The 21,961-nt window shown below is 65.5% G+C and carries 18 protein-coding genes and 1 tRNA gene; 9 read left to right on the top strand and 10 right to left on the bottom strand.

The window, feature by feature from the left end:
• Nucleotides 1-119 precede the first annotated feature (119 nt).
• The 5 genes from EJC49_RS07115 to EJC49_RS07095 are packed head-to-tail and all read right to left on the bottom strand — an operon-like array spanning nt 120 to nt 4,508.
• Nucleotides 120-1,568, bottom strand: coding sequence for a nucleotidyltransferase family protein (locus tag EJC49_RS07115; RefSeq protein WP_126698767.1), 1,449 nt, complete (start codon nt 1,566-1,568; stop codon nt 120-122).
• 3 nt (nt 1,569-1,571) lie between these two features.
• Complete coding sequence (locus EJC49_RS07110) at nt 1,572-2,261, bottom strand: glycosyltransferase family A protein (RefSeq protein ID WP_126698766.1); 690 nt, start codon at nt 2,259-2,261, stop codon at nt 1,572-1,574.
• 5 nt (nt 2,262-2,266) lie between these two features.
• Nucleotides 2,267-3,016, bottom strand: coding sequence for a glycosyltransferase family 2 protein (locus tag EJC49_RS07105; RefSeq protein ID WP_126698765.1), 750 nt, complete (start codon nt 3,014-3,016; stop codon nt 2,267-2,269).
• Complete coding sequence (locus EJC49_RS07100) at nt 3,013-4,071, bottom strand: serine kinase (protein WP_126698764.1); 1,059 nt, start codon at nt 4,069-4,071, stop codon at nt 3,013-3,015. Before EJC49_RS07100 ends, EJC49_RS07105 begins: the two co-directional genes overlap by 4 nt.
• A 20-nt stretch (nt 4,072-4,091) precedes the next feature.
• Nucleotides 4,092-4,508: a PqqD family protein gene (locus EJC49_RS07095; protein ID WP_126698763.1), complete on the bottom strand. Its 417-nt coding sequence runs from the start codon at nt 4,506-4,508 to the stop codon at nt 4,092-4,094.
• Nucleotides 4,509-4,527: 19 nt separating this feature from the next.
• On the opposite strand from EJC49_RS07095, the gene EJC49_RS07090 reads away from it, so the two are divergent.
• The gene (locus tag EJC49_RS07090; RefSeq protein WP_126698762.1) at nt 4,528-5,805 is read left to right on the top strand and encodes a glycosyltransferase; all 1,278 of its coding nucleotides are present in this window, start codon (nt 4,528-4,530) and stop codon (nt 5,803-5,805) included.
• Between the two features lie 252 nt (nt 5,806-6,057).
• Here EJC49_RS07090 and EJC49_RS07085 read toward each other — a convergent pair.
• Nucleotides 6,058-6,133 (bottom strand) — tRNA-Thr (locus tag EJC49_RS07085).
• Nucleotides 6,134-6,500: 367 nt separating this feature from the next.
• Between EJC49_RS07085 and EJC49_RS07080 the strand changes: the two genes are divergently transcribed.
• The 6 genes from EJC49_RS07080 (at nt 6,501) to EJC49_RS07055 (ending at nt 14,582) form a co-directional block, all read left to right on the top strand.
• Nucleotides 6,501-6,989 (top strand): (2Fe-2S)-binding protein, encoded by a 489-nt coding sequence (locus EJC49_RS07080; protein ID WP_126698761.1) that lies wholly within the window; start codon nt 6,501-6,503, stop codon nt 6,987-6,989.
• Between the two features lie 156 nt (nt 6,990-7,145).
• Nucleotides 7,146-9,500, top strand: coding sequence for a xanthine dehydrogenase family protein molybdopterin-binding subunit (locus tag EJC49_RS07075; RefSeq protein WP_126698760.1), 2,355 nt, complete (start codon nt 7,146-7,148; stop codon nt 9,498-9,500).
• Between the two features lie 133 nt (nt 9,501-9,633).
• On the top strand, nt 9,634-10,434 hold the full coding sequence (locus EJC49_RS07070) for an FAD binding domain-containing protein (RefSeq protein ID WP_126698759.1): 801 nt from the start codon (nt 9,634-9,636) through the stop codon (nt 10,432-10,434).
• Between the two features lie 342 nt (nt 10,435-10,776).
• Nucleotides 10,777-11,280 (top strand): putative pterin-binding protein, encoded by a 504-nt coding sequence (locus tag EJC49_RS07065; protein WP_126698758.1) that lies wholly within the window; start codon nt 10,777-10,779, stop codon nt 11,278-11,280.
• Entirely contained in the window at nt 11,277-13,508 is a 2,232-nt protein-coding gene (locus EJC49_RS07060; protein ID WP_126698757.1) for an ATP-binding protein, read from the top strand. Before EJC49_RS07065 ends, EJC49_RS07060 begins: the two co-directional genes overlap by 4 nt.
• A 9-nt stretch (nt 13,509-13,517) precedes the next feature.
• A complete protein-coding gene (locus EJC49_RS07055; RefSeq protein WP_126698756.1) occupies nt 13,518-14,582 on the top strand; it encodes an HD domain-containing phosphohydrolase in 1,065 nt (354 codons plus the stop codon).
• A 185-nt stretch (nt 14,583-14,767) separates the two neighbouring features.
• On the opposite strand, the gene EJC49_RS07050 is transcribed toward EJC49_RS07055, so the two are convergent.
• The gene (locus tag EJC49_RS07050; RefSeq protein ID WP_126698755.1) at nt 14,768-15,721 is read right to left on the bottom strand and encodes an NAD(P)H-dependent flavin oxidoreductase; all 954 of its coding nucleotides are present in this window, start codon (nt 15,719-15,721) and stop codon (nt 14,768-14,770) included.
• A gap of 225 nt (nt 15,722-15,946) precedes the next feature.
• Here EJC49_RS07050 and EJC49_RS07045 point away from each other — a divergent pair, with 225 nt between their 5' ends.
• Complete coding sequence (locus EJC49_RS07045; protein WP_126698754.1) at nt 15,947-17,206, top strand: hypothetical protein; 1,260 nt, start codon at nt 15,947-15,949, stop codon at nt 17,204-17,206.
• 37 nt (nt 17,207-17,243) lie between these two features.
• Here EJC49_RS07045 and EJC49_RS07040 read toward each other — a convergent pair whose 3' ends face one another.
• The 3 genes from EJC49_RS07040 to bhcB form a co-directional block, all read right to left on the bottom strand.
• On the bottom strand, nt 17,244-18,848 hold the full coding sequence (locus EJC49_RS07040; protein ID WP_126698753.1) for a cisplatin damage response ATP-dependent DNA ligase: 1,605 nt from the start codon (nt 18,846-18,848) through the stop codon (nt 17,244-17,246).
• 267 nt (nt 18,849-19,115) lie between these two features.
• On the bottom strand, nt 19,116-20,126 hold the full coding sequence (locus EJC49_RS07030; RefSeq protein ID WP_126698751.1) for a ligase-associated DNA damage response exonuclease: 1,011 nt from the start codon (nt 20,124-20,126) through the stop codon (nt 19,116-19,118).
• 66 nt (nt 20,127-20,192) lie between these two features.
• Complete coding sequence (bhcB, locus tag EJC49_RS07025; RefSeq protein ID WP_126698750.1) at nt 20,193-21,143, bottom strand: beta-hydroxyaspartate dehydratase BhcB; 951 nt, start codon at nt 21,141-21,143, stop codon at nt 20,193-20,195.
• A 91-nt stretch (nt 21,144-21,234) separates the two neighbouring features.
• On the opposite strand from bhcB, the gene EJC49_RS07020 reads away from it, so the two are divergent.
• On the top strand, nt 21,235-21,939 hold the full coding sequence (locus EJC49_RS07020; protein WP_245453305.1) for a DUF924 family protein: 705 nt from the start codon (nt 21,235-21,237) through the stop codon (nt 21,937-21,939).
• Nucleotides 21,940-21,961: the final 22 nt, after the last annotated feature.

The following is a 21,961-nucleotide window of genomic DNA, read 5'->3' as shown; positions in this document are numbered from 1 at the left end:
GCGGGCGCCCACGTCGTCGGATGGACTTGGCCGATGCACCACATCGACCCGCGCCATCCTTCCCGTGGATCGCCTCCCCAAACGAGAAACAGAATGAATCGGGTTGGGCGCGACACGCTTTAATGCCACGCGAGCAAATGAATGCTGAAGGGGATGGCGCCGAATGCGGCGAGATCCTGCGGGCTGCTTCGAGACCGCAGGAAACGCGTTGGACGTGCGTCCAGAACGAGCGCCTCCTCGGCGTCCACCGGGATTTCGCCTCCGAATTCGAGCCGGCAGGGTCCCTTTTGCGCCAGGTGATTGCGGTACCGGAGCAGCGCCACGACGCGATCTCCTGAACGCAACTCGAAGTCGATCCTTCGCCGGATCGGGGGCAGGTCGCAATCGAGCGTCAATCTGAGTGCGGAGGCAGCGCCATCCCGGGCGAGGGCCTGACGAAGGGCTGGGATTGGACCACCGGTGCCGGTGACCGATGTCCGCCGCCGCCCACGCCACACGGGCGCGGACGGTGCGCCGACCTGAACCCTGTCGGGGCGTGCCTGCCGCAACCGGACCAGCTTCGCGCATCCTCGCGCCAGCCACACGATCGAGCCGTATGAACCCCGCGGCTTTGCCTGAAGGAGGGCGGACAGGCGAGACCACGGCTTCGTCCGCCGCACCAGTTCATCCAGGCGGCCGAGCACCCACATGGGCACCGGCGCGTCGACCTCCTGGCCGAGATAGGTCAAGGCGATGGCGGTCGGCACGGCAATCGACCGTCGTTCCACGGTCTCCAGCAAGGCGTCCCAGTCGATGGAATTGCCGCGTATCGCGGCATCGCAATCGACGAGCCAGTCGCTGTGCGTGTGGGCATCCAGGCCGCCATGCGCGACGGCCATCGCGATACGGTCAGAGGCGGCCGGAACCTTGACCGGCACCCCGACGAGTTCAGCGTCCACGGCTCGCGTCCACAGGCCCTCGTCGTCGATGCGGCTCGAATGGGCGGCGTGGTAGGCGAACTGGTGGAGATCGAGATCGCCGAATTCCCCCTTCTGGAAGTTGAGCGATCGAAGCGTCGGCAAGCGGTCAACGAGCGCATGACTGCTGCTTCCGGTGGCCGGTTCCCACCCGAACCGGCAGATCGTCTGGAAAGCGAGCCCGACATCCTGCGGGCGCACAAGAAAGTCGATGTCGTGGGAGACACGCCCCTTCTGCGCATGGGCGTCCAGAGCGATTCTGGCTGCTCCCTTGATCAGCATGACTGGGCAATCCGCTTCGACCAGGGCCCGAAGCACGGGCTCGGCCTCGCGCATGGCGAACCGCGAACGCGACCACAGCATCTTCTGAAGCCCAGCGAGCCGTGGATATGCGGGCTGCTCGGACAGTCGCTTGCCGAAGCGAAGTGCAATTGCCGCCAGCAGCCGATGCTCCCGGAAGCCCGCCGCGTCGATGTCGTGCCGCGCCAGCCACTCCTGGGCCAGTTTCAGAGCGGCGGCGTCCTCCACGAGCGCAGCCTTCAGCAACTGGTCGAGGCTCCCATCCGGCCATGCCCATCCATGATCGGGAAATCGACGGGCGACGCGGCGCATGCTCTATTTTCCTGCCTTGGCGACCTGACGCCGCAAGAGGGCATTTCGCGCCGCGGCAAGATAGCCCCGGTTGCGATCCACATTCGTGCGCACGTCGGAGAGGCTGCCGGGTCGGACACGCCGATAGGCGACGACGTCCGGCAGCATCTCCAGAACATACCCCTGTTCCCTGGCGCGCTGGATCCAGTCGATCATGTCTCCCACCCTGGCCGCCAGATCGACCATGGGTCCCACCGCATCGGCGACGTCCTTTCGAACGACGAGCGTGGTCCTGCTCCAGCCCGCGGTCGGAGCATGCAAGCCCCTGTCGGGACTGCCGTGGAACGCTTGCCAATGGCCGAAGACGCCGTGAATGCCCGGTGATGCGGCGAGATGGGACAGCTGACGCTCCATCTTGTCGGGCAGCCAAAGGTCATCGGAATCGAGGAAGGCGATGTAGGTCGTCCGGGCTGACCGGATCCCAAGTGTCGTCGCCGCTCCCGGGCCTTCCTGCGCCTCTTGGCGGAGGGGACGGAACGGGACATGCGCCTTGCGGGCGACAGACAGCGTATCGTCCGTCGAGCCGTCATCGACAATGATCACCTCGTCAGCGGGTCTGGACTGCGCCGCGACCGATCGGAGCGTCTCCTCGATCGTTTCGGCAGCGTTCCAGGCCGGAATGACGACGGCATAGTCGAGCTTCTGTCTATCCATGAGGCTCAGGCTTCTTGAACGGTTGTTGCGTCCGGTTGACCGAAGATGGTGTCGAGTCTGGCGAGGGACGGATTTCTGCGGCGGCGTTGCGCCGACAGGCTGAGAGCCCGGATGAACCCCCTCCGCATGTCCTCGGAATTGTTCGTCAGGCTGTCGCCATGCTGGCGGTAGTAGACGCCTACGGTATCGGTGAAGACCGCGTTGCGACGCTGCTCGAAGGCCCGGAACAGGTAATCGGTGTCCTCGCCTTGCTGGAAGCTCTCGTTGAAGAGCCCCACACGGTCGATGAAGCTTCGCCTGAACAGGCCGGCAGCCAACTGGATGCCCCGGACGGTTTCCAGTTTCGCATCCGCATCGGGCAACAACCGTTCATCGTCGAGCCGGTCAACCTTGCAGAGGCGACCGTAGACGAACTCGATGGACGGATCCGAAAAATGGGAGATGTCGGCTATGAAACGCCCGGCGGGAGAAAAGTCGTCCGAATCGAGGAAGCTGACCAGGTCGGCGTCGCCGGGAAGGGAGCGCAAACCGGTGTTGCGCGCGCGAGCCACGCCACCGTTGTCCTGGGTCAACAGGCGGATGCCGCCGTGCAACGCAGCCAGTGCCTCGACGATGTCCCTTGATCGGTCGGTCGAACCGTCATCGACGACGATGATGTCGAGCTCGATCGTATCTCGCTGGCGCAGGAGCGACCGGAGCGCGGCTGCGACGAATCTTTCCCTGTTGAAGACTGGCACGATCACGCTGAGCTTCATGATGCAAGCTCGTCCATGAACTGCCACAGCACTGCGGCGATCTCCTCTGGATCCGGCCCGAGCTCAAGTCGATAGGCCGGGAGCATGGAGACCAGCCTGCTGAAGAACCGAAAGCCACTCTCCCGCTCGCCCGGCATCTGGTAGACGGCGCTTGGCGCGAGGCCCAGCATGGCTTCCGAGCGGCTGGCGACGTGAACCGAGGTGGCGTCCGCGCCGACCTTCGGCAGCAGAATGGCGCCGATCGACAACCCGTCCCTGGCAATGTCCGCTTCGATGTCAGATGTTCGAAACTGGACCTTGCCCTGCCAGTTCAGCTCTCGGGAGCCGAGCAAGCGATCGAGATGGAGACGCCTGGCGCCGCGTTCGTCCTGCTTCAATGTCGTGAAGATCGGAAAGGCGCAGACACGGTTTTCGGAAAGATCGACCAGCACATAATCGTCGCCGACGCTGCTCAGTCCATGGAGAAGACCGGCGAGGACGGTCCCGGATTTGCCTGATCCTCCGGCGCCGGCCAGAAGCACGCCGCGTCCTTCGCGGCCAAGGGTTCCGGCATGCGTCATCCGCCGCCCTTGGGCGGCGTATTCCCAGTGAAGGAAAGCCCTCAACGGAGCGCCGGGCTCCCATGGCGGGAAAGAGTCCGGCCCGGCCATGAGTTGCACGCCCTGCCCGGTCGCCAGATCATGGAATTGCCAGAAGCGAAGATCGTGGAAGAGACTGCCCTGCAAGCCGACCTGGCTCAACGACCTCGATATCTCGTGCGGGACATAGGGCGCGCTGCCCCATCCGAGCGGATCCGGCGTGTCGCCGACAGTCGGGTCGAGAACGGTGATTTCGGCCCTCCTCGATGGCTTCGACGCCTTGTCGCCCCACGGGACGAAGGCCGTCCGCACGGCGTCGGCCAAGGTGCCCTCCGGCACGCGGACCCGCAGATCGAGATGCGGAAGCGCAACGTCGATCGTCGCCAGCAGATGTTCCGGCGTCGCGCTGGCAACGTCCAGCAGATGCCTGCCATAGCCCGCGATGGTCGCCGTCGTTATGGCTTCGGTCCGCCACATCGTGGTGTTCGTCGTCGGCACTAGGCCTGTTTCACGACGGGCCAACCCTGCGGCTCCTCGACATCGTGGATGGGGTCGGCGAGGAAAAGATCGGCCATGTCATCGAAAATCCTGAGATCGGGCGCTTCGTTGGCAGCGGCCAGGGCGGCGATCTGATCGGAATCTGCCGCGACGGGCAAAAGCGATGGCCGCGCCTCGATCAACCCCAGATCATGCAATTGTTTCACGAAACCGGGGACCGCCTCACCATGCGCCGAGTGGTTGGCAATATCGCTAGGCGCAACACCGGCAACGAGCGCAACCCAAACAGCGCTGCCACCGTTGGAAAAGCTGTAATATTTACCGTTCCCCATGTCGAGAACGATGACGTCACCATCGAAAACCTCGAAAGCGACATCGGAGCCAGCAACAGCGTAGGCAGAATTCAGGTTGTTCATGCAAGGGTCTTGATCATGGATGGCAGCGACTTCGGCTTCCGCGCGAGCAGTGGCTGTTATTAGCCTACAAAGAATTGTCTCGCAATTGACTCGGGATCGAAATCTGGAGAGACCGATCCCCGCCAAATATACCCATCAGCGGGTACCCGGTCTTCACCTGGAGCATGCCGTGTCGCGTACCCGATCGTTGAAGCATTTCTTCAGAAAGCACATCTGGGCCAGGCATCCCTATGCACCCGACGCACCCGAGCGCCTGCATGGCCACTCCATCTATGCCCACCGTGTCAGCGTGGATGACGCGGTGGTGATTCACACCCAGCACAATCCGCTGGCCCCCTTGGGCGTTGCGCAGTTCATCGGTCGTCAGCTTCGCGGAAATCGCGCGCTGTTCCTGGTCACCCTCACCTGGTCGACCCGCTCTCCGAACATCATCCGACGCCTGGCATCCATCGTCGACATCTACCGATACCACCGACCCGAGCACCTGTTTCTCTTCCTGTGCAACGAACCGGAGGAGGTCAAGCTGCTATCGGCTGCGGGCCTCGACGCGGTTCTCTGCAACCACAATGCGTTCGTCGATGAGTTCGAGTTCGACATCGGAGACCATGACGAGAAGCGATTTCGGGCGATTTACAACGGCGCGATGATCCCCTGGAAGCGGCACGAACTTGCGCGAGAGGTCGAGGATTGTGCTTTCGTCTACTATCACAACAACGACATCTCGATGGACGAGGCCGTCGCCTATCTTAAAAGCCTGCAAGCGGTGATGCCTCGGCACACTTTCGTCAACCGGATCCGCGACGGAGCCATCGAGCGGCTCCCGCTCGGCGCTGTACGCGACATGGTTTCTCGCTGCCGGGTCGGCTTGTGCCTGTCGGCGGAGGAAGGCGCGATGAAGGCCAGCATTGAGTACCTTCTGTGCGGATTGCCGGTCGTTTCGACCCGTTCCGTCGGCGGACGCGACCAGTTTGCCGGTCGCGATTACTGGCTCACGGTGGATGACGAGCCCGAAGCCGTTCGGGACGGAGTGGCTGACATCATCGCGAGGGCCGTGGCGCCCGATGCGATCCGCAACGCCACCATCGCCAGGATGCGAGAGCATCGGGACCGGCTGCGGCTGGCCGTCGAGCGGTTGACGGACGGCCGCGTTCGCCTGCCCTCCGATCTTCGGGATCGGGCGTACCGTCCTCCGCATCGCTACGTGGCGGGGCGCGATCTGGTCGAAGCACTTGGTCTCCAGGCGCATGCTCGGACGACGGCTCGTCGAGATCCCGGAAGATCATCCTCCGGAATGTAATTCCCAAGCGGTGCCGCTGAGAACGAGACCCTCGGGACGGCCAGCGCGAGGGATGTTCGTCACGTGATCCGACGACGGCCGCACCTGACGCTGACGCACCGCGGCGGAACCGCGTCCGTCGCCCTGCTGATGACGGTTCATCGTGTGGAGCAAGATACCGGCACGTCCGCAGCGGCTCGCTGGAAGCCGGTGGTCGCCCATCGCGGCCGCCGACGAGGCGTCGTGCACAATCATGGTGATCAGCGTGGAAAGTGGTGCCGCTTAGGTGACTCGAACACCTGACCCCATCATTACGAATGATGTGCTCTACCGACTGAGCTAAAGCGGCCCGCCGGCCCGCGCTGATGCGCTGCCGGATCGTGTGCGCCTGATACCGGCATCGGGGCAAAAGTTCAAGCACCAAGCGCCACAAATCGAACGTGATGTCGAGACGGCCGCGAGGCGCCTCGATGCTGGGCGCCGCCGGAGCGGCCAGCGCCGCGAAGCCACGCCGGGCACATCGTCCAGCCACAGGAGAAGCCGCTTCGCATCCAGTCACGAAAGCGGGATCGCCCTGGCGCGGACCAAGGGCCGCACGGCAGAATAATCAGGCGCTTGGCGATGGACTCTTCGCGCCGCTGCGCTAATCTCGCCTCCGACCTGACTGCGCATGGACAGCGCGGACCCATCCAAGAGACAGGCACAGGAGGAGATCGATGTCTGAAGTGAAAATGGTCGTGAATGGCCGCACGATCACAGGCAACGTGGAGGACCGCACGCTGCTCGTGCATTTCCTGCGCGAAAACCTCGGCATGACCGGCACCCATGTCGGCTGCGACACCTCGCAATGCGGCGCCTGCGTCGTGCATCTCGACGGCAAGGCGGTGAAGAGCTGCTCGATCCTCGCTGTCCAGGCGTCGGGCTCGGAGGTGGTCACGATCGAGGGCCTGGCCGACGGATCGGACCTGCATCCGGTGCAGGCCGCCTTCCGCGAGCATCACGGCCTGCAATGCGGCTTCTGCACCCCGGGCATGATCATGGCCGCGACCGACATGATCAATCGTCACCCGGAAGGTCTCGACGAGAAGACCGTGCGCGCCGAGCTCGAAGGCAACATCTGCCGCTGCACCGGTTATCACAACATCGTCAAGGCGATCCTCGCGGCCTCGGAGGTCATGTCGAAGGGCGCGGCCAAGGCCGCCTGACATCGGCGGCCGCGGGCGCGGGAGGGTATGACACCACGGGGCACGGGCGCCGATCGGCAGACCCCGGTCCCCGACGAGTTTCCGCTCCGCCGCCTGGCTGCCTGGTCGAGACATCGTCTGCCGTAACGCCTGAACAATTCTGGAGGAGATTTGGACATGGGCTTGGAAGGCATCGGCGCACGGGTCGTGCGCAAGGAAGACAAGCGTTTCATCACCGGCGCTGGCCGCTATGTCGACGACATGGTGGTGCCCGGCATGAAACACGCCGCATTCGTGCGCAGCCCGCACGCGCATGCCGACATCGAGAGCATCGACGTGTCGGCCGCAAGGGCCATGCCCGGCGTCATCGGCGTGCTGACGGGCCGCGAAATCAAGGCCGATGGCATCGGCAACCTGATCTGCGGCTGGATGATCCACTCGAAGGATGGCACGCCCATGAAGATGGGCGCCTGGTCGCCGATGGCGACCGACCGGGTGCGCTTCGTCGGCGAGGCGGTCGCGGTCGTCGTGGCCGAGACCAAGGCGGATGCGCGCGACGCGGCCGAGGCCGTCGTCGTCAACTACCGCGAGCGTCCGGCCATCACCGACGCGGTGGCGGCGCTGCAGGACGGTGCCCCGCAGTTGCATCCCGAAGCTGACAACAACCTGATCTACGACTGGGACATCGGTGACGCCTCGGCCGTCGAGAAGGCGATGGCGTCGGCCGCCCACGTCACCACGATGCATCTCGTCAACAACCGGCTGGTTCCCAACGCCATGGAGCCGCGCGCCGCTCTCGGCCACTACGACAAGGCCGAGGACCACTACACCTGCTGGACGACCTCGCAGAACCCGCATGTCGCCCGCGTCGTCATGAGCGCCTTCTACAACGTGGCACCGGAAAACAAGCTGCGCGTCATCGCCCCCGACGTCGGCGGTGGCTTCGGCTCCAAGATCTTCATCTATCCCGAGGAAATCGTCTGCCTGTGGGCGTCGAAGAAGACCGGCGTGCCGGTCAAGTGGGTGGCCGACCGCACGGAGAGTTTTCTCACCGACGCGCATGGCCGCGACCACGTGACCGAGGTGAAACTCGCCTTCGACGCGAACAACCGCATGACGGCGATGAAGGTCGAGACGGTGGCCAATCTCGGCGGCTACATGTCGCTGTTCTCGTCGTCGGTCCCGACCTACCTTTATGCGACGCTCCTGTCGGGCCAGTATGCGATCCCGGCGATCCATTGCAACGTCAAGGCGGTCTACACCAACACCGCGCCCGTCGACGCCTATCGCGGCGCTGGCCGGCCCGAAGCCACCTACGTGGTGGAGCGCGTGGTGGAAACGGCGGCGCGCGAGCTCGGCGTCAGCCCGGCCGAGCTTCGCCGGCAGAACTTCATCACCACCTTCCCGCACCAGACGCCGGTGATCATGGCCTATGACGCGGGCGACTATGCCGCCTCGCTCGACGCGGCGATGAAGGCGGCCGACCATGCCGGCTTCCCCGCCCGCAAGGCGGAAGCGGCCAGCCGTGGCAAGCTGCGCGGGCTCGGCATGAGCTGCTACATCGAAGCCTGCGGCATCGCGCCCAGCCAGGCGGTGGGTTCGCTCGGCGCGGGCGTCGGCCTTTGGGAATCGGCCGAGGTGCGCGTCAACATGGCCGGCACCATCGAGGTGCTGACCGGTTCGCACAGCCACGGCCAGGGCCACGAGACCACCTTCGCGCAGCTCGTCTCCCATCGGCTCGGCGTGCCGATCGACCAGGTCTCGATCGTCCATGGCGACACCGACAAGGTGCAGATGGGCATGGGCACCTACGGCTCCCGCTCCGGCGCCGTCGGCATGTCGGCCATCGTCAAGGCGCTCGACAAGGTGGAAGCCAAGGCGCGGAAGATCGCCGCGCACCTGCTCGAAGCCGACGAGGCCGACATCGTCATCGAGAACGGCGAGCTGAAGGTCGCCGGCACCGACAAGGCGCTGCCCTGGTTCCAGATGGCGCTGGCCGCCTATGCCGCGCACAACCTGCCGGCCGGCATGGAGCCGGGCCTCAAGGAAGGCGCCTTCTACGACCCGACGAACTTCACCTTCCCGGCCGGCTGCTACATCTGCGAGGTCGAGGTCGACCCGGAGACGGGCACCACCGAGATCGTCCAGTTCGTCGCCGCCGACGACTTCGGCAACATCATCAACCCGATGATCGTCGAGGGCCAGGTTCATGGCGGCATCGCCCAGGGCGTCGGCCAGGCGCTGCTGGAAGGCTGCCACTACGATCCCGCGACGGGCCAGCTCATCACCGCGAGCTACATGGACTACACCATGCCGCGCGCGGGCGATCTGCCGTCCTTCGTCGTGTCGACCACCAACACCCCCTGCCCGGGCAACCCGCTCGGCATCAAGGGTTGCGGCGAGGCCGGCGCGATCGGCTCGCCGCCGGCGGTCATCAACGCCATCACCGATGCGATCGGCAACAACGACCTCACCATGCCGGCGACCCCGCAGAAGGTGTGGGCGGCGATCAGGGCTGCGACGAAGCACTGAGCGCCGGACGTCGAAAGAGACGAGTGGAAAAGAAAAATGGGGTGAATGCGTAGCGGCGGGACACAGCGACAAGGCGGCCGGCAACGGCCGGCCTGCCCTCTCCCGCCCCGCCATCCCGAAAGGAGACGAGACCATGTATTCCGTGAACTATCACCGCGCCGCATCGGTCGAAGATGCCGCACGACTGCTCGCCGCCAATGACGAGGCCAAGCTGGTCTCGGGCGGCATGACGCTGATCCCGGCGATGAAGACCCGTCTGGCGGCGCCCAGCGACCTGATCGACCTGCGCCACATCGCGGCGCTGAAGGGCATTTCCGTGTCGGGCTCGACCGTCACGATCGGCGCGGGCACCACCCATGCCGAAGTGGCGGCGAGCCAGGAACTCGCGGCCGCCTGCCCCGCCTTCGTCAAGCTTGCCGGCAGCATCGGCGACCCGCATGTGCGCCATCTCGGCACGATCGGCGGTTCGGTCGCCAACAACGATCCGGCTGCCGACTATCCGGCGGCGCTGCTGGCGCTCGGCGCCACGGTGGTGACCAACAAGCGCGAAGTCGCCGCCGAGGACTTCTTCACCGGCCTGTTCGAGACAGCGCTCGGCGAGGGCGAAATCGTCACCGCGATCCGCTTCACCGCGCCACAGGCGGCCGGCTACCAGAAGTTCCGAAACCCGGCCTCGCGCTATGCGATGGCGGGCGTCTTCGTGGCCAGGGGCAGCGACGGCGTGAAGGTGGCGGTGACGGGTGCAGGCGACAATGGCGTGTTCCGGTCCGCCGAGATGGAGGCTGCCCTGTCGTCGAACTTCGACGCCGCCGCCCTCGATGGCCTGACACTGCCGGCCGACGGCATGATGTCGGACATTCACGCTTCGGCCGACTACCGCGCCAATCTCGTGGTGGTGATGGCCAAGCGCGCGGTCGCTGCCGCCAACGGCTGATCGACCGACGCGAGACGTTGCTTGCAGAAAGGCCCCTCGCGGGACCTTTCTGTGTTTGGGGGTGGAGACGGTTTCGTAAGTCTTCAGCGCCAAGAGTATCGGCGGCGCAGGTGGCGATCGTTCAATTTGCAGCGATCGGTTTCACCGCGCCGCAACGGGCCCGTGATAGGCACGGTTCATTGGGGGAGGATTGCCGCGTCGGCGCGGCAAAGGCATGACGCCGCTTCATCCCCGGCCGGTCGAACCGGCGGTGCATTCCTCGATCACATTATCCGCGACCGCGCCAGGACATGCGCCTGCGACGATGATCCTCGGTCGCGCGCACCTATGGGGGCCTTTTCGATGAAGACCTTGCTTGCAGGCTGCGCCCTCGCGCTGCTTTCGATTGCCGCCGCATTTGCCGGTCCGCTCGACCGCCCTGCCGGCGAGACGATCCTCACCATCACCGGTGGCATCGCCAACACCAATGGCGACGGCGTGGCCGAGTTCGACCTCGCGATGCTCGACGCGCTGGAAAACCGCGCCGCCACGATGAACACACCCTGGACGGAAGGCAAGACCGCCTTCGACGGGCCGCTTCTGAAGGCCGTTCTCGACGCGGCCGGCGCGCAGGGCAAGACGCTGATCGTCAAGGCATTGAACGACTACTCGGCCGAGGTGCCGATGGAAGACGCCCGCGATTATCCCACCATCCTGGCGACCCGCATGAACGGCGCGGAGATGTCGGTCCGCGACAAGGGGCCGCTCTTCATGATCTATCCGTTCGACAAGCACCCCGAACTCTACAACGAGAAATACTTCTCGCGTTCGGTCTGGCAGATCAAGGAAATCGAGGTCGTCGATTGAAAGCCGACTTCGCCGCAAGCCGCGAGGCTGTCCGCAGGGCCGGACGGACGACCCGGTACCTGATCGCGCTGTCGGTCGGGCTGACGCTGGCGCTCGCCTGCGCCTTTCTGTACCTGTCGGCGAGGCAGAACTCGCTGCAGGACTCGATCCGCGAGGACGCGCTCTGGGCGGTGTACCAGCTCGACCGCGAAGCCCGCACGCTGTCGGAAAGGCTCCACGCAATATCGGAGACGAGCGATGCGCAGACGCTGAAAGGCCTGGCGACCCGCTACGACATCCTCTATTCGCGCCTGGCGATCCTCGACAACGGGCAGTACCAGCCGCACTTCGTGTCCAGCGAGCGCATCAACCGGCGCCGCGAACAGGTGCGCGAGACCGTTCTCGGCATCGAGCCGGCCTTCAACGACGTCGCGGCCGGGAAATCGCTGACGACGTCTGCGCTCATGGCGTTGCGGGCGGAACTTCCAGAACTCCTGCAGCACACCAATGACCTGCTGACCTCCACCAACGCGGCCGTCTCGACCGCCCGCGCCGAGGCCCGAGGTTTCGTGATGCGCATGCAGAACATCGCCGCCGCCTTCGTGGTGGCACTCATGCTGACGATCGGCCTGCTGATCCTGAACCTGAAGCGCCAGCTGTCGGTGATGCGCAAGGCCTCCGACTATCTGGAACGGATGACGGAACAGCTGTCAGAGTCCTACGAGGCGGCGGAAGCCGGCAACCGCGCCAAGTCGCAGTTCATGGCCACCATCGGCCATGAGATCCGCACGCCGCTGAACGCAATTCTCGGCATGGCCGAACTGATGTCGAACACACGCCTGTCCGCCGAAAACCGCGAGAACGTGCGGGTCATCACCAGTTCGGGCACGGCCTTGCTGGAAGTGATCAACGAGATCCTCGATTTCGCCAAGCTCGAGCATGGCGAGCAGCTGGCCGAGATCCTGCCCTTCGATGCGCGAGCACTGGTGAAGGATTCGCTGCGCATCATGGAGGGCCGCGCCCGCGAGCAGGGCGATACGTTGAGCTGTTCCTGCGGGATCGAGGGAGAGAGCTGGTACTATGGCGATCCCACCCAGCTTCGGCGCGTGGTGCTGAACCTCGTCAGCAACGCAGTGAAGTTCACCGAAAACGGCTCCATTCATGTCAAGGTATCGGACGCCGCCGACTCCGACGGGCGGCCGCGTCTGCGGTTCGAGGTGTCCGACACCGGCATCGGTATTCCCAATGAGGCGATCTGCCGCCTTTTCAACGCCTTCAGCCAGGTCGACGGCACGATCAGCCGGCGCTACGGCGGCACGGGCCTCGGACTGGCGATCTGCAAGCGTATCGTGGAGAGCCTGGGCGGCGAAATCGGCGTCGACAGCGAGCCGGGACGCGGAAGTCTGTTCTGGTTTGAGGTTCCGGCCGAGCGCGCGCCGGCGCAGGTGCTCGACGTCGTACAGCCGGTGGACACCGCTCAACCCACGCGGCTCGACGTCCTGCTCGTCGAAGACAACGAAGTGAACAGGCAGGTCGCGACGCGGTTCCTCGAGAATCTCGGGCAGACCGTGTCGATCGCGGTCGATGGCGCGGAGGCGGTGGCGATGGCGAAAGCGCACGTCTACGACCTGATCCTGATGGACATGCACATGCCCGTCATGGACGGCATCGCTGCGACCCGCGAGATACGCCGACTGGACGGCGCCGCCGGCAAGGTACCGATCGTCGCCATGACCGCGAACGCCTCCGACACCGACCGAAATCTCTGCATCGAGGTCGGCATGAACGGCTTCGAAGCCAAGCCCATCAGTTCGGCCCGCCTGAGGTCGCTGTTGGCACGTCACGGCGGGAAGGACACTGCGGGCGTCGATGCCACCGCCGCGGGTCCATCCGGGGATCAGGCCGGCGACGACGCCGGCACACCGGGCGCGCTCTCGCGTGATGAAGGCCGCTATGCGGAGCTCGTCGATGCGATCGGCCAGGACGGGTTCGACCAGTTGCTCGGCGTCTTCTTCGACGACGCCTCGACGCTGCTGTCGGACCTTCATCGGGCGATGCAGTCGGGCGATCTCGAACTTCTGGACCGGTCCCTGCACTCGCTGAAGGGGTCGGCATCCAATCTCGGCTTCACGGGGATTGCCAGCCTGGCGGACACGCTGCGCTCGACCCGCCTAGACGAGGCGGCGCTGGCCGGCATGGCCGCCGAGATCGCGCGATTGAACGACAGTCAGAGCCGGCGGGCGGCATAGGAGCGGACCATGGATCTCAAGGTTCTCGTCGTCGAAGACAACCGCTCGAACCTGATGCTGATGGAAATGCTCGTCCGTCAGGTCGCCAACTGCTCCCCGGTACCCTACACGGACCCGTCGACACTCCTCGCGGACCTCGCCGACATCCATTTCGACATCGCGCTGGTGGACTATCAGATGCCCGGCATGAACGGCATCGACCTCATCGCCGCCATCCGACGGGACAAGCGGTTCGCCGAAAAGCCGATCGTCATGATCACAGCGGACGACGACGCAAATCTTCGGCTGCGCGCCATCAAGGCCGGGGCGGTCGAATTTCTCAACAAGCCGGTCGAGCCCATCGAGTTCAAGGCCCGACTGACAAATCTCGCCAGGCTTTGCGAGGTGCAGCTGAAGCTTGCGAACCAGGCCGAATGGCTGCGCAGCGAGGTCGACGCGGCCACGCTGGAACTGCGTCGCCGGGAAGAGGAGATCATCAACCGGCTGACGCTAGCCGCCGGCTACAAGGACCAGGAAACCTCCGCCCACACGCTGCGCATGGCGCGCTACTCCGCGATGATCGCGCGCGAACTCGGTCTCTCGAACGAGTACTGTGCCGACCTGCAACTTGCCGCCCCGATGCACGACATCGGCAAGGTCGGGATCCGCGACGACGTTCTCCTGAAGCAAGGGCCGCTCACGGAGGCCGAACGGTCCCACATCGACACGCATACGATGATCGGCGCTGCGATCCTGGCCGGATCGGCCTGCGACCTGCTTCAGCTCGCCGGCACGATCGCCGTTTCACATCACGAGCACTGGGACGGTTCGGGCTATCCGAAGGGTCTCGCGGGCGAAGACATCCCGCTCGTCGGACGCATCGCGGCGGTCGCAGACGTGTTCGACGCGCTCACTTCGGAGCGCCCCTACAAGCCCGCCTGGTCGGTCGATCGCGCCTTTGCGCATCTGCGCGAGCAGGCAGGACGCCAGTTCGACCCCGAATGCGTGGCGGCCTTCGAACGGTGCCGCGACAGGGTCGGCGCGCTGATGCGCGAGTTTCCCGATCATGCCGATGCTCTGCGCCGGACCGCCTGACGCGGCAGCCGAGGTTGCCCCCGGGACGCCTTCATCGATCGTCAGTGTCTGAATCAAAAAGCGCGAGGCCGAGGCGAAAACAGCGATTTCGAGAACCGGAGCGCAGCGCACATTCGGGTCCGTGAGCACCGGAAGCGCAGAAATTGCGATTTGCAGCCCGGAATCGCGACTTCTGGATCAGACACTCAGGCGCAGAGTTTCTGCTTGGCGGTTTCGTATTCGGAAGCCAGCCGGTCAACCAGCTCCGCGGCCGGCACCACCGCATCCACCGCGCCGATACCCTGGCCGCAGCCCCAGATGTGCTTCCACGCCTTGGTTGCGTTGCTGCCGAAGTTCATCGTCGACGGATCGGACACCGGCAGATTGTCGGGGTCCAGGCCCTGCGCGGCGATCGATCCCTTCAGATAGTTGCCGTGAACGCCGGTGAAGAGATTCGAATAGACGATGTCGGCCGCCTTCGATTCGACGATCATAGCCTTGTAGGCGTCCTCCGCGCGCGCTTCGACGGTGGCGATGAATGGCGAGCCGATATAGGCCATGTCGGCTCCCATCGCCTGCGCGGCCAGGACGGCGCCGCCATTGGCGATCGAGCCCGACAGCAGCAACGGCCCGTCGAACCAGCGCCGGATCTCCTGGGTCAGCGCGAAGGGCGACAGCGTGCCGGCATGGCCGCCTGCGCCGGCCGCCACTGCGATCAGCCCGTCCGCGCCCTTCTCGATCGCCTTGCGCGCATGCCGGTCGTGGATGATGTCGTGCAGCACGATGCCACCGTAGGAATGAACTGCCTGGTTGACCTCCTCGACCGCGCCAAGCGAGGTGATTACCATCGGCACCTTGTATTTCACGCACATCTCGAGGTCGTGCTGCAGGCGCGTATTGGACTTGTGGACGATCTGGTTGACCGCGAACGGGGCGGCCGGGCGGTCCGGACTAGCCGCGTCATGGGCGGCGAGGCTTTCGGTGATTTCGGCAAGCCAGTCGTCGAGTTGCGCCTCCGGGCGCGCGTTCAAGGCCGGGAAGGATCCCACGATGCCGGCCTTGCACTGCGCCAGGACCAGTGGCGGATGCGAAATGATGAAGAGAGGCGACCCGACGACAGGAATGCGCAGGTTTTTCTTCAGGATTTCCGGTACGGCCATGGTGTCGCTCACTCCCGAGGGTTTTGACGTTAGCGTAAACGTCAATACTAGCAGACGAACCCATCGGCAAGGCGCAGGCCGGCCCGGCGGTGAATGGACGTGCCGCAAATCCGTCGCGGCGTGACGCGACTTTCTTGGGACTCCGCGCGTTGAGGGGCAATGCGATGTTGATTGCAACGGTTGCGGCGGTTAACCATTCGGGCGACGGCATATGAGGAAATCCAGTTGAATCCGATCGAGAAGACGATCCGGACCGCCCTTGAGCGGGGCGACGCGGAGGACCGCGCCTATCGGGAGAAGGTCTACAGATCCGTCTACGCCGCGCTGGAAAAAAGCATCGCCGCCAATCCCGACCTGCCGGAAGATGCGATCCTGCACCGCCGCGACATGCTGAAGTCGAGCATTCGCACCGTCGAGCAGGAGTTCGTGCCGGCCTTCGAGCCTGAAGCGCCCACCGTTCTGGCCGCCGACGAGACGGTCGAAGCCCCGCCGGCGCATGATGCCTTCGAGGCAGCACCACGCGCGCCGGCACGGGATCGCGGTGCCCGATCCTCATGGGCCGCGGCCTCCAGCCGCTATTATGGAGACGAGGCCGAGCCTGTCGAAACCGTGCGGCCACGTGGCAACAGGCCCGTGCCGGCCCATGCCCCGACGCCGCAATACGACGATGACGCCGTACCATTGCCGGAGATCGAGCCCAGGCACTCACCTGACGCCGATGGTTACGAACCGCTCGATCCAGGGTTTGACGGCCTCTCCGCCAGTCGCGAACCACGATCGGGATATCGCCCATACGACGATCGTGACATCGATGACGAACGGCCGAAGCGACGGCGCGGCCGCTTCTTCATCATCGTCTTCCTGGCGGTCACGCTGCTTGCGTCCGCGGCCATGAGCATCTGGTGGGCGATGGACAGCGGACTGTTCCTCTCTGCCGAAGAGCGCGACACGAGGGTTCCCAATCCGCCGCTGCAACTCGAGGACGAGGACTTCCAGCCCAACGGCCCTCCGCCGCTCAGCGATCAGGAAGCCGCCGACGGCAGGAACGACGACTGGATCACCGTCTTCACCCCGACGGACCCGACCCGCGTGATCACGCCGCCGGGCGGAGCCGCGCAGGTGATCGAGATCGAAGGCGGAACGGCGCTGCGTATCCGCTCGGCCTCGCCTGACCAGCCCGTGCGCTTTGAGATCGGGGAAGGCGTCCTGCAACGCATCGCGGGCCGGCGCGCGGTCTTCAACATTCGGGCTCGTACCGATCAGGGTGCTGAAACGCAGGTGCTGGTCACCTGCGATTTCGGACCACTCGGCGACTGCGGGCGCAACCGCCTGTTCGTATCGTCCGAGAACCGCGACTTCGTGATCGGCCGCGACATGCCGAATGCCTCTCCAACAGGAGCCGGAAGCATCGCCATCGCCAGCGATGTCGGCACGGACGGCCTGACCGTCGACATCATCGATATCCGGGTGGCGATGCCGGACTGACGGGACCGGCCCGCCCCTCCACCGATCGAGCGCGCGCTCACCCGTCGAGCAAGGCTTGCAGGGTCTCCAGCCGGTCGGCCTCCGCCGCCGGCTTGTCCCAGCGCAGCCGCGAGATGCGCGGAAAGCGCATGGCGACGCCCGACTTGTGCCGCGTCGAGCGGTTCAGTCCCTCGAAGGCGATCTCCAGCACCAGCCCGTGCCCGACCTCCGCCCGCACCGACCGGACGGGGCCGAAACGCTCCACCGTATTGTCGCGGACGTACTTGTCGATCTGGCGCAGTTCCTCGTCGGTGAAGCCGAAATAGGCCTTGCCCACCGGCACGAGTTCCGGCTTCGCCTCGGGTCCGGTCCAGACTCCGAACGTGTAGTCCGAATAAAAGCTCGACCGTTTGCCGTGGCCGCGCTGCGCATACATCAGCACGGCGTCCACCATGTGCGGGTCGCGCTTCCACTTGAACCAGGGTCCCTTCGGCCGGCCGGGCACATAGGCCGAGTCCCAGCGCTTCAGCATCACGCCTTCGATGACCGGATGCGGCGGCTGGCGGCGCAACTCGTCGAGTTCCTCCCAACCGGCGAAGTCGACGAAGGGCGAGAGGTCGAAGCGCTCGGCCGGCAGCCGCGCCACGAAGGCTTCCAGCCGCGCGCGGCGCTCGACGAAGGGCAGCGGCCGCAGATCTTCGTCGCCGTCCTGCAGCAGATCGTAGCACCGCACGAAGACCGGGAATTTCTCCTGCATCTTCGCCGAGACGCTCTTGCGGTTCAGGCGCTGCTGAAGATCCGAAAACGTGCCGGTGTGTTCCCCGGCCACGCCGACCAGCAGTTCGCCATCGATGGCGCCTGAGAAATCCATCGCCTCGAGAAGGTCCGGAAACGCGCCGGACACGTCGTCGCCGGTGCGTGAATAGAGCCGGTGAGAGCCACCATCGGCTGTTGCCTGCACCCGGATGCCGTCCCACTTCCACTCGGCGGCATAATCGCCCGGGTCGAGCTTCGCCAGGTCCCCGTCCTGGACCGGATTGGACAGCATCACCGGCCGAAACAGGGCCTGCGCCTGCGGCACCGGCTTGTCCGCTCTCTTCTCCAGCCAGGCGAAGAGCGGTTCGTAGGGCGGCGAAAGGCCGTGCCACAGTTCCTCCACCTCGGCCACCTCCACCTGCCCGAAATCGGCCAGCGCCTGTTTGGCCAGCCTTGCCGAGACGCCGATGCGCAACCCCCCGGTGACGAGCTTGATGAGCGCAAAGCGGGACGGCGGATCGAGCCGGTCGAGCAGACCGGCAAAAACCGTCGGACCATTGGCCCGCCCGGCCGCCAGCAGCGCCTCGACGGCGTCCGACAGCGACGGGTCGGCATTGTGCGGCACCCTCCCCTCCCGCGCCGGCCAGACCAGCGACACGGTCTCCGCCAGGTCGCCGACATAGTCGTAGGAATAGGCAAACAGCACCGGATCCATCCGCTCCATCACCAGCGCCCGCAGCATGGCGGGCTTCACGCTCGGGATGTCGAGGTCTCCCGTGATCGCGGCCAGCGCCAGCCCGCGGTCCGGATCCGGCGCTGCCGAGAAGTAGCCGACCAGGAGTTTCAGCTTCGCGTTGCGCGAGGGCGTCAGGACGAGACGGTCGAGGAGATCGGCGAAGGGTTTCATGCTGCGGCAGACAACGCGCCGCGCTGCCTCCTTTGCGCCCAGGCCTCCCGAACGAGCGCAGGACAGCGCTCCTTCGCGCCCCCCTCTGGCCTGCCGGCCATCTCCCCCACGTGGGGGGAGATCAGCCAACGCGTCGGCTTTCGCCAATTGCCACGGTTGCAAGGAAGGCGGGGATGTTGACGCTGCCGATCTCCCCACCTGTGGGGGAGATGTCCGGCAGGACAGAGGGGGGCGCGACGAAGTGCAACCTCTCCGGAAACAAGCATCCTAATCCCCCTCGTCCTCGTAACCCACGAGGTGCAGCGGGCGTGCAGCGATGCCGTTGATCTCGCACCAGCGCACCAGCGCCTCTTCGCGGCCATGCGTGACCCAGACCTCGGAGGCGCCCGTGTCGGCGATGGTGGCGACCAACTCATCCCAGTCGGAGTGGTCCGACAGGATCAGCGGTAGCTCCACGCCACGCTGCTTGGCCCGCTGGCGGATGCGCATCCAGCCGGAAGCAAACGCGGATACCGGATCGGAAAACCGCCGCGCCCATCGGTCGGCGAAGGCCGACGGAGGCCCCACTACGATCTTCCCGGCAAAGGCCGACTTGCCGCCATTGCCGATGGTCGCGGGCGATAGCGGCCCCAGCGCGATGCCCTCGCTTTCGAAATAGTCGCAGAGCTTCTGGAGCGCGCCATGGATATGGATCGTCTCGTCATATCCCGCTTCGCGCAGAAGCCTGATGACGCGCTGCGCCTTGCCCAGCGAATAGGCGCCGACGAGATGCGTCCGTTCCGGAAACTGCTCGAGCGAGGCCAGCAGCCGCGCGATCTCGCCGGCATCGTCCGGATGGCGGAAGACCGGCAGTCCGAAGGTCGCCTCGGTGATGAAGACGTCGCAGGCGACCGGCTCGAAGCCTTGGCAGGTCGGGTCGCGGCGACGCTTGTAGTCGCCCGACGCCACGATGCAGCGCCCGCCATGCGCGACGCGGATTTGCGCCGATCCCAGCACGTGCCCGGCCGGATGGAAACTGACCTCGACCCCGTTGACGCTGACGCGTTCGCCGAGCGTCGCCTCCTGTCTCGACCCGGTAAAGTCGGCGCCATAGCGGATCGCCATGATCTCCAGCGTCTCGCGCGTCGCCATCACCGCGCCATGGCCGGCGCGGGCGTGGTCGGCATGGCCGTGCGTGATCAGCGCGCGCGCGACCGGCTTCACCGGGTCGATGTAGAAATCGCCGGGCGGGCAGTAGAGGCCCTGGGGGCGCGGTTGCAGGAGATCGGACGGACGCATCCCGCCAACATAGTGTCTGCGGTGCGGCTTGGAAGGCGCGTGACCTGTCGAAGGTGAAGCCTGCTGTCACGCCATCCAGGGCAGGCGGTCGAGATCGACATTGCCGCCGGTGACGATGATACCGACCTTCTGGCCGGTGAAGCGATGCGCGTTCTTCATCACCACCGCCACCGCCACCGCGCTCGACGGCTCGATGACGATCTTCATGCGTTCCCACACAAGCCGCATCGCCGCCACGATCTCGTCTTCCGTCACCGTCAGCACGTCTTCGACGGCGCTGGCGACGTAGTGGAAGGTGATCGGCTTCAGCGAGGCACGGAGCCCGTCTGCGATCGTCTGCGGCGCGTCGTCTTCGATCAGCCGTCCGGCCCGCTTCGAGCGGAAGGCGTCGTCGGCGTTCGCCGGCTCGGCGGCGAAGACCAGCGTCCGGGGCGCCATGCCGGCAACCGCCACGCAAATGCCCGCGACAAGCCCGCCGCCGCCGACCGGCGCTACGATCGCATCCAGCGGCCCCGCCTCCTCGATCAGTTCGCGAGCGCAGGTGCCCTGCCCCGCGATGACGCGCGCGTCGGCATAGGGATGCACGATCTCGGCCCCCGTTCGTGCCCTTTCGGTCGCCACCGCTTCTTCGCGCGCCTTCGTGCCGGGCGCGCAGGTCACCACCCGCCCGCCATAGCCGCGCACGGCGTCGAGCTTGGGTTTCGCAGAGGTCTCGGGCATGACGATGGTCGCCGGGATACCGCGCTTGGCAGCCGCATAGGCCAACGCCTGGCCGTGGTTCCCGGACGAATGCGTCAGCACGCCGCGCGCCGCCTGCTCTTCGCTGAGGCCGAAGACGGCATTGCAGGCCCCCCGCGCCTTGAAGGCGCCGATCTTCTGCAGGTTCTCGCATTTGAAGAACAGCCGCGCACCGGTCAATCGGTCGAAATGGGTGCTCGTCAGCACTGGCGTGTGGTGCACGTGCGGCCGGATGCGTTCATGGGCCGCCAGCAGGTCGTCGAAGGTGGGAAACTGCATGATGTCCTGTCCTTAACAGCGGCACGTTCCGCCTGCCTGCGCCGGATGCCTTCGATCCCGGCTCCATGGTCCACGCGAAAGGGTTCGTCCGATGGACGCGCATCGACACCGCATTCATCGTGAGCCGTATGGCACCGTCACGGCAAAGTACAGCATCCTGCTGGCGCCGACGACATGGGCCACGTTTGAACTCGCGCCCGAAAAAACCTATCTGCGAAGGAGAAGAGGAGGGACAATGCCCATGGAAACCAAAACGGCCACCGACGCCGTGCTGGCATACTGGTTTGGCGAACTCGGCCCACAGGACTGGTTTTCCGGCCGGCCCGAGCTTGACGAGCAGATACGCGACCGTTTCGGCGCGCTCTGCGAGGAGGCGCTGGCCAGCAGGCCGGAGGATCATCTCGACGATCCCCGTGCCGCGCTGGCGGGCATCATTTTGCTCGACCAGTTTCCAAGGCAGCTGTTTCGCGGCCAGCCGCGCGCCTTTTCCGGCGACCCGGTCGCGCTCATCGTTACCCACAAGGCCATCGACCGTTCCTGGGATGCCGGCATGACGCCCGCCGAGCGTCAGTTCCTCTATATGCCTCTGATGCATTCGGAGGTGGTGTCCGATCAGGAACTCTGCGTGAAACTGTTTCGCGACCTCGACAACGAGGAGGCGTTGAAGTTTGCGATCGAGCATCGTGACATCGTGGCCCGCTTCGGCCGGTTCCCGCACCGCAACAAGGCGCTGGGGCGTGAGACGACGGCGGAGGAACGCGCGTTCCTCGAGACACACGCGGGTTACGGGCAATAGCCGGCAACCGGTTCTGCATGGT

This window comes from Aquibium carbonis (genome assembly GCF_003970795.1).
Lineage (GTDB): Bacteria > Pseudomonadota > Alphaproteobacteria > Rhizobiales > Rhizobiaceae > Aquibium > Aquibium carbonis.
The sequence above is the reverse complement of the archived record's forward strand: the minus strand, read 5'-3'. Positions and strand labels throughout refer to the sequence as shown.

Excerpts from the sequence above, each read along its gene's own strand:
- EJC49_RS07115 (WP_126698767.1), bottom strand. The coding sequence starts at position 1,568 with ATGCGCCGCGTCGCCCGTCGATTTCCCGATCATGGATGGGCATGGCCG.
- EJC49_RS07110 (WP_126698766.1), bottom strand. The coding sequence starts at position 2,261 with ATGGATAGACAGAAGCTCGACTATGCCGTCGTCATTCCGGCCTGGAAC.
- EJC49_RS07105 (WP_126698765.1), bottom strand. The coding sequence starts at position 3,016 with ATGAAGCTCAGCGTGATCGTGCCAGTCTTCAACAGGGAAAGATTCGTC.
- EJC49_RS07100 (WP_126698764.1), bottom strand. The coding sequence starts at position 4,071 with ATGTGGCGGACCGAAGCCATAACGACGGCGACCATCGCGGGCTATGGC.
- EJC49_RS07095 (WP_126698763.1), bottom strand. The coding sequence starts at position 4,508 with ATGAACAACCTGAATTCTGCCTACGCTGTTGCTGGCTCCGATGTCGCT.
- EJC49_RS07090 (WP_126698762.1), top strand. The coding sequence starts at position 4,528 with ATGGCAGCGACTTCGGCTTCCGCGCGAGCAGTGGCTGTTATTAGCCTA.
- EJC49_RS07080 (WP_126698761.1), top strand. The coding sequence starts at position 6,501 with ATGTCTGAAGTGAAAATGGTCGTGAATGGCCGCACGATCACAGGCAAC.
- EJC49_RS07075 (WP_126698760.1), top strand. The coding sequence starts at position 7,146 with ATGGGCTTGGAAGGCATCGGCGCACGGGTCGTGCGCAAGGAAGACAAG.
- EJC49_RS07070 (WP_126698759.1), top strand. The coding sequence starts at position 9,634 with ATGTATTCCGTGAACTATCACCGCGCCGCATCGGTCGAAGATGCCGCA.
- EJC49_RS07065 (WP_126698758.1), top strand. The coding sequence starts at position 10,777 with ATGAAGACCTTGCTTGCAGGCTGCGCCCTCGCGCTGCTTTCGATTGCC.
- EJC49_RS07055 (WP_126698756.1), top strand. The coding sequence starts at position 13,518 with ATGGATCTCAAGGTTCTCGTCGTCGAAGACAACCGCTCGAACCTGATG.
- EJC49_RS07050 (WP_126698755.1), bottom strand. The coding sequence starts at position 15,721 with ATGGCCGTACCGGAAATCCTGAAGAAAAACCTGCGCATTCCTGTCGTC.
- EJC49_RS07040 (WP_126698753.1), bottom strand. The coding sequence starts at position 18,848 with ATGAAACCCTTCGCCGATCTCCTCGACCGTCTCGTCCTGACGCCCTCG.
- EJC49_RS07030 (WP_126698751.1), bottom strand. The coding sequence starts at position 20,126 with ATGCGTCCGTCCGATCTCCTGCAACCGCGCCCCCAGGGCCTCTACTGC.
- bhcB (WP_126698750.1), bottom strand. The coding sequence starts at position 21,143 with ATGCAGTTTCCCACCTTCGACGACCTGCTGGCGGCCCATGAACGCATC.
- EJC49_RS07020 (WP_245453305.1), top strand. The coding sequence starts at position 21,235 with ATGGACGCGCATCGACACCGCATTCATCGTGAGCCGTATGGCACCGTC.